The organism is Candidatus Taylorbacteria bacterium (assembly GCA_039934295.1).
GTDB lineage: Bacteria > Patescibacteriota > Minisyncoccia > Phycocordibacterales > HO2-43-120 > HO2-43-120.
Genome location: JBDTMN010000023.1, coordinates 1 through 7,848, shown reverse-complemented (window position 1 = coordinate 7,848; position 7,848 = coordinate 1). Strand labels below are relative to the sequence as shown.

Genomic DNA, 7,848 nt, shown 5'->3' with positions numbered 1-7,848 from the left:
AACCGTTATCAACTAACGAGAGGCGGAGAGTGCAAAGATGGGTGGCCTTATACACAGATTCGCATCGCTTGTGGAATTCTGCTATATTACCCCATATGAAAAACAAAAATCGGAAGAGTCACTCCAAGACAAAACAGTCGAATGGAACTCCTCATAGGCAAGAATCGAAGTCATATCTCGGCTCTATTTCCGTCTCCGGCAAGGGCGTAGGCTATGTTGAAATTCCTGATTCTAAAGTCGATATTGAAATCCAGCAATCGAGACTGCACGGAGCCTACCACAATGATGAAGTCGAAATAAGACTGACTAAAAATGATGACAAAAGGTTAGAGCACCCGACAAAGTCGGGTGCTCGCTCAATGAAGGACCTCAGACCGCAGGGTGAAGTTGTAAAAATTCTGTCGAGAGCCAAAAAACAGCTCGTCGGCACGCTTGAAAAAGAAAAAGGGAAATTGTTTCTCATTCCCGACGATCATCGGATGTATCAGGATGTTATCATCACGCACGGAGGCAAGAACTTCGAGCCTCACACCAAGGCTCTGGTAAAAATCACAAAGTGGCAGGAAGACAAAAGCCCCGAAGGGGAAATTATCAAGATTCTCGGAATGCGCGGAGAGCACAATGTCGAGATGGAGTCTATTATATTTGAAAAAGGTTTTGACACGACTTTTCCCGAAGCGGTGGAGAAAGAAGCGGATGAAATTGAAAAAAAGGAGAAACCGATTCCTGAAGCCGAAATTCGAAAGCGAAGAGATTTTAGAGACACGCTTACTTTCACCATTGACCCCGAAAATGCCAAGGACTTTGACGACGCGATTTCATTCAAGAAAATTAAGGACGGATTATTTGAAATCGGAGTGCACATTGCGGATGTATCTCACTATGTGAGAGAGGGCTCCGCGCTTGACCGCGAGGCGGCCAAGCGCGCCTTCTCCGTCTACCTCGTGGACCGCACGATTCCAATGCTTCCCGAGATTCTTTCAAACGATATTTGCAGTTTGAACCCGAATGAAGACAAGTTGACCTTCTCCGCGGTCTTCGAAATGACGAGTGGCGGAAAAATTGCCAAAGAATGGTTCGGGAAGTCAATCATAAAGTCCGACAAGCGATTTAGCTATGAGGGAGCGCAGGAGGTGCTCGACCAAAAATCGGGCGAATATTTTTACGAACTCAACACCTTAAACAGTATTGCTAAAATTCTCGCAAAAGAAAAGTATTCGGCTGGAGCCATTGATTTTGAAAAGGACGAAGTGCGTTTTGACCTCGACCCCAAAGGTAAGCCCTTGGGCGTGTACCGGAAGGAAAGACTCGAGACTCACAAGCTTGTCGAGGACTTCATGCTTCTCGCTAACCGCAAAGTGGCTGAATTTATTTTCCGCGAGAACTCGTCCAAAAAACATAAGGAAGGAGCTTTTATTTATCGCATTCACGATTTTCCCGACCAGGAAAAACTGGCTGACCTTTCCCTTTTTATTAAAGCTTTAGGATATGACCTCGAAAGTCACGATGGAAAAATAACTTCCAAATCTCTCAAAAAACTTCTCGCGGACGTGCAGGGAAAATCTCACGAATCTCTTGTGAAGACCGCCGCCATCCGCAGTATGGCAAAGGCAATCTATTCAACGAGAAACATCGGACACTTCGGGCTCGCCTTCAAGCACTACGCTCACTTTACTTCCCCCATCCGCCGATACCCGGACCTTTTAGTGCACCGCGTCTTGCATGCATATCTTGAGGGAAAAAAAATCGGCGACCACGAAATGGCTTTCTACGAAAAAATGGCGGGCAATTCAAGCAAGAGGGAAATCATGGCGGCGGAAGCCGAGCGAGCTTCAATCAAATATAAGCAAGTTGAGTATATGAAAGAGCACGTCGGAGAATCCTTTGCCGGAACTATTTCGGGCGTGACCGAATGGGGTATTTATGTCGAGGACGAAGAGACGAAATGCGAAGGCATGGTCAAGATCCGCGACCTCGGAGACGACTTTTATAATTTTGATGAAAAAAATTATGCTATCGTCGGGGAAAAGAAAAAAATGAGATTTACGCTCGGAGACAAAGTGAAATTCACTGTCGTCAAAGCTGACCTCGAAAGGAAGACGCTGGATTACAAATTGGTGTAGCGAGTAACGTGTAGCGTCAGAGAAAATAATGTTTAATAAATCAGCAGAATTCCCCACAGCTCTGCTGTGGGGATAAATGCGGAGTTTGGGGAAGGGGGTCGGGGAAACGGGAGTTTCCCCGTGGCGGAAAGTAGCGAGTCTGCGAGCGTTGAGAACCGAGGGGTTCTCAAAATAAAATGCGCTCGCCGAATACCCGCTAGCTCTGCTACGGGGATAGGACGAGCGCTATTTTATTTTGACTGTCTCGTTATAGTGAATGCTTTTATAAGCCTTTTTTGTATTTTCTCAAACGAAATCCTTTAAAAAATTCGTATTCTCAATTTTATTTCGCCACCTTCACCGCCTCGTCAAAAGCAATGGAGAGAAGCTTTGAAACGCTGTCGGAGCCCATTGTCACTCCGTAAAGAATGCCGGCTCTAGACATTGTTTCGCGGTTATGGGTGATTAAAATAAGCTGTGAATACTTGGAAAGATTCTCAACCATGTCCCCGTACTTTCGGGAGTTTGCTTCGTCGAGTGCCGCGTCCGTCTCGTCAAGAATAATAAATGGCGGAGGATTGACCTGGCTCATGGAAAAGAGAAGGGCAATAGATGTGAGCGCTCTCTCCCCTCCCGAGAGCATCTGGAGACCCTTGATACGCTTTCCGGGAAGATTGACTTCAATATCAATTCCCTCTTTCATCTCTTCTTCCTCCTCGTCCTCAATAGTTTCTTCCATTCCTTCGAGTTCATCGAGCGCACTTTTTCTCTTCCTGCGCTCTTCTTTGACAACGCGCAGTGTTGCACTACCCCCTCCAAACATAAGCGCAAAGAATTCCTGAAATTTCTCATTCACCTTCAGGACACCCTCTTTGAATTCGACATCGAGTTTTAACTCGAGTTCATCTATGAGCGTGCGGAGAGAGTCTGCGCTTTTTTCCAAATCAATGAGCTCCCGTTCAAGAAATTTGTCACGCTCTTCCGTTTCCCCATACTCTTTGAGCACTTCATCATTGTTCCCGCCAAATTCTTCGAGGCGAATTTTAATGCGCTCCACCACTTTTTTTCTATCCAACTGCCCTTGGCGATTCTCGATTCTCATATTTTCTTCTGAAACCCCCGCTCCGCCTGAATCTTTCACGATAAAATCTCGGTAGTCCACCGCTTCCCTCCCAGCCAAAATCCCGACCTCCGAAAGCTCCACTTTAAAATTTGATTCCTCCATATTGAGTCTCTCCTCAGCATCCTTAAGTTGCATGAGCTTGGAGTTTAGCTCCTGCTGTCTTCCCATTATCTTTAGAATCTCCTTTTCGGCTTCAAAACCGCCCCTTTTTTCATTCTCGATTTCTGTTTTCAAATGAAGATAGGCATCTTGGAGGAGCGATTCATTTCCTTTACCGGCCTCAATCTCTTCGTCGACTTTACTCTTGTCAATTTCGAGCACTGCAATTTCATTCTCCGCCTCTTTAATTTCCTTCGTGTCCGATCTGCCCCTGTTTTTTTGAATAAAATCGCGAACAAGCGTCATGAGTTTGTGAAGAATGGTTTTCAAAGCGCCCATTTCACTTTCCGCCTCCGCCTCGCTCGCGAGAACTCCCATTGATTTCTCCATTTCAAGGACATCTTTTAGGTACACGGTTTTATTCTCGTCCTGCGAAAGGGCGAGCTTTAATCTCTCTATATTTTTCTTGAGGCCGAGGATTTCGCCTTCAATGCGACCCAACACTCGCCCGCGGTCATCGCGAACGCGCCTCAAACCTGATAATTTTTCCTCAATCTCTAGAAGTTCCCTGCTCCGGCTTGACTCATTCTTTGAACGGGAAAAAGTCTCTTTTGCGCTCGCGAGCTCCGCATCAAGCTTTGAAAGTTCCCGTACAGGCTCTCTCCTTGCGATTTCGATATCCTTTCGCGTTCCTTTGATGTAAATATCTTCTCTTTTGAAATATTCGCGAGCAAGAGTTTGGAGCTCCTCTTTCATTTCCCTCGCCTTCTCCACTTTTTCAACCTGCTTTTTCAGAAAATTCAGATGTGGCGCGAGTTCTCGACGCAGGCTTTCGACTGACTTCACATTCTCCTTGGTTTTCTCGAGTTTTTTAAATGACTCGGCTTTCTTGTACTGGTAAATTTTAAGCCCGAGCGCATCTTCGAGCATGTCCCGCCGTTCTCTCATATTGGAATTTAAAATCTTGTCCGCCTCTCCCTGAGAAATAATATGGTGTCCGGTCGAGCCGATGTGAGCGCCGGCCAAAAGTTCAACTATGTCCCGAAGTCTGACCTGCGTGCCGTTTATGGAGTATTCATTAATTCCGTCCCTGTGCACGACGCGCTCCAGAGAAACTTCCGGAAAATCCACATTAAGCATCCTCTTTGTGTTGTCGAAAATGAGCTTTACGGACGCACGGTTCATCTTGCCCGACTTGCTCCCGCCGTTAAATATCATGTCTTCGCCCTTTTTTCCCCGAAGTGACTTCAGCGACTGCTCGCCGAGAACGAAACTAAAAGCTTCCGCGACATTCGACTTGCCTGAACCATTGGGGCCGACAATAGCGGTTATCGATGTGTTGAAATCAAGGATGGTTTTTTTCGCAAACGACTTGAAGCCCGAGAGCTCTAGGGATTTTAAATGCATAAAGTTAAGTATAAAGTATTATGGTGATTTTTGCACCGTAATGTAAAAATTGTGCGATTGAGTAAAATCGCCTCCTGGGTCGAAAAATTTCTTTGGCAAAGCTAAATGCATTTTTCGACTTAAAGCATAAAGGGGAAAATGCGAAAGAAACGCCTGACAAAAAAAAGCGACTGCTTGTGGCAGTGCGCTCATTGGAAAACATGTGCAGAGTCACTACATATGGCTCGAAATATCCTCGACTTTGCCATCTAAAGAAAAACCGACCCGGAGTACGAACCGGAAACGTTTGTTCTTGTCTCGAGCCTTTTTTGTAACAGTGAGCTTCATTCGTGGCGCTTTGGTATCCTTCTTATACAGGTCGATGGCGATGACAGCATGATCTCCCCTATGCACTTTATCCTGGAGTGCCTTCGACTCGCTCGACTGACCGTCCAAATACTTTGTCAATTTTTCTTCCCACAGCTCTTTCTCAAACGCCAAGCGCGCAGAACTAGGTGACATGTGCGAGACAAGAAGATACGGACCAAAGTTCAACGTTTTGAAGACTCCCGGCGATTTGCTCCAATTCGGACTACGTTCGAGGAGTCTGCGAACTTCTGCGCTTAGACTAAGTGACCACGTGTGTACCATAATTTCCTCTCGGAATGGCTTACTTTGGCTATAGTTTTTTAATATTTTGTGCAGTTTCGCCAATGCAAAGCATCAGCCCGAACCATATAGTACCATTTATCTTCAAAATGTCGAATATTTATTGGGGTATATCTGAAACGTTTTACATCACCCATTTCTACTTTTATTTGCTCCAGCAAATAAAAGTAGCATTGAATTAGAATAGTTGAAAGTTGCAAAAAATTTTAAATCCGTGTAATACTTAAAACATGAATCAAAAATTATTGATTGTGGAGTCGCCTGCAAAGGCGAAAACAATTTCAAAATATTTGGGCGACGGATATATTGTAAAGGCTTCGGTCGGCCACGTCCGAGACCTGCCAAAGAGCAACAAGAAAGCAATCGACATAGATGGCGGTTTTATTCCCCTGTATGAAATATCGCCAGGAAAAGAAAAAGTTGTCGCCGAAATTAAGTCGCTCGCCCGAAACGCGAGCGAGATTCTTCTTGCTACCGACCCCGACCGTGAGGGAGAGGCGATAGCGTGGCACATAGCCCAGACCCTAAAAGAGAGTCTGGGAAATTCGAAATCCGAAGCACGAAATTCGAAACAAAAAATCAAAAGGATTACGTATCATGAAATTACGAAGGAAGCTATCGAGGAAGCGCTAAAACACCCAAGGGACATTGACGAAAATTTGCGCAGGGCGCAGGAGGCGAGGAGGGTTCTCGACCGATTGGTGGGCTATGACCTGTCGGGGCTCATTTGGAAAAAAGTCAGATACGGCCTCTCCGCAGGAAGAGTGCAATCCCCCGCTCTCCGCATCCTCATGGAGCGCGAACGTGAAATTCGCGCTTTCATCTCGCACGCATTTTGGGTGATAACTGCGGACACGGAGACGGCAGACAAGAAGCCCGTCCTTTTTACCTGCGAAAAAGAGCCGACCGAAAAGAGTGAAGTTGACGCTATTATGGAAATCGGTAAGAACAATCCCTGGTCAATTAAAGACGTGGTTGAGACGGAGGCAAAACGTTCTCCCCGCGCGCCCTTTATCACCTCAACTCTTCAACAATCTGCAAGCTCACGACTAGGTTTTGCCCCGTCAAAGACAATGCAGGTGGCCCAGAGGCTCTATGAGGCGGGACTCGTGACCTACATGAGAACAGACAGCACGAACCTCGCTCCAACTGCGCTTGCTCAAATATACGCGACAATTGAAAATAAATTTGGCAAAGAATATCTTTCTCCTCGTGTATTCGCGAGAAAAAGCAAGAACGCGCAAGAGGCGCATGAAGCCATTCGTCCCACCAATTTCGCACATGAAAGCGCGGGAGCAAATGACGAACAAAAAAAACTCTACCGCCTGATTTGGCAAAGAACCATTTCGTCGCAGATGGCCGATGCAAAAATTCTTCGCACCCGCATATCTGCTGGCGTCACCGACCCTGCTGTGCCGAATTTTATCGCAAACGGCTCCCGAACGCTTTTTCCGGGCTGGCTCGCGGTTGATGTGGCGGCTCGCGGAGAGGATGTCGAACTGCCGAAAGTGAAAACAGGCGATCCGCTTAAGCTCACTGAAATGAAGACGGAAGAAAAAATGACCGAACCTCCTCCAAGATATTCCGAAGCTGGACTGGTTAAAGAACTTGAAAAAAGAGGCATCGGCCGCCCTTCGACCTACGCTTCCATCATAAAAACAATTATCGATCGCGGATACGTGGAGAAATTTCCACCACAAGGCGGTAAGGCTCTAAAGCCGACCGATACAGGTGACGTGGTGAGCTCATTTTTGGAAAAGTATTTCAGCGAATACATAAGCGACACCTTCACCGCGGAGATGGAGGACAAACTCGACGATATCGCAACTGGCAAGCGGGGCTATGAGAAAACGCTTTCCGATTTTTACAAACCTTTTTCGAAGGACGTGAAGTCAAAGGACAAAATTGAGCGAATTACAAATCTGGGGGCGGGGCCTATAGAATTTCCTTGTCCCGTCTGCAAGGGACCAATGATAATCAAGCTGGGAAAAGCCGGCAAATTTTTAAGCTGCGCCCGATTTCCGGACTGCGCTGGTGCACGCACCTTTGAAGGAGTCGAGCTTGAAGGGTCAGTTGAAACAGGCGAGCTCTGTCCTCTCTGCGGGGGAAAGCTCATTGAAAGAGACGGTAAATTCGGAAGATTCATCGCGTGCTCAAATTATCCAAAATGCAAGTATATCAAAAAGGACGCGGAGCTTGAAAAAAGAAACTCTACTGGCGTGTTGTGTCCTGTTTGCAAAGAAGGAATGATGACGGAGAGGCGCGGACGGTTCGGTCTCTTTTACAGTTGTTCCAACTATCCAAAATGCAAGAATGCAATCAAAGCGAAACCGACGGGACGCATTTGCCCGATGTGTCACTCGCTCATGATGGAAGGCACCAAAACCATACCTGAACGTTGCTCCAACAAAGTTTGTCCCAACCACAACCCGCATAAAGCCAATAAGTAGATTTATGAGCATGCAACCT

General features: G+C 46.4%; 4 protein-coding genes. 2 read left to right on the top strand and 2 right to left on the bottom strand.

What is annotated here, in order from left to right; genetic code table 11:
- The first annotated feature begins 95 nt into the window (after window positions 1-95).
- Entirely contained in the window at window positions 96-2,123 is a 2,028-nt protein-coding gene (rnr, locus tag ABI430_05205; protein MEO8638265.1) for a ribonuclease R, read from the top strand.
- 322 nt (window positions 2,124-2,445) lie between these two features.
- Here rnr and ABI430_05200 read toward each other — a convergent pair whose 3' ends face one another.
- Complete coding sequence (locus ABI430_05200; GenBank protein MEO8638264.1) at window positions 2,446-4,731, bottom strand: AAA family ATPase; 2,286 nt, start codon at window positions 4,729-4,731, stop codon at window positions 2,446-2,448.
- A 213-nt stretch (window positions 4,732-4,944) separates the two neighbouring features.
- Window positions 4,945-5,361: a hypothetical protein gene (locus ABI430_05195; protein ID MEO8638263.1), complete on the bottom strand. Its 417-nt coding sequence runs from the start codon at window positions 5,359-5,361 to the stop codon at window positions 4,945-4,947.
- 248 nt (window positions 5,362-5,609) lie between these two features.
- Between ABI430_05195 and topA the strand changes: the two genes are divergently transcribed.
- Window positions 5,610-7,829: a type I DNA topoisomerase gene (gene topA, locus ABI430_05190; protein ID MEO8638262.1), complete on the top strand. Its 2,220-nt coding sequence runs from the start codon at window positions 5,610-5,612 to the stop codon at window positions 7,827-7,829.
- Window positions 7,830-7,848 lie beyond the last annotated feature (19 nt).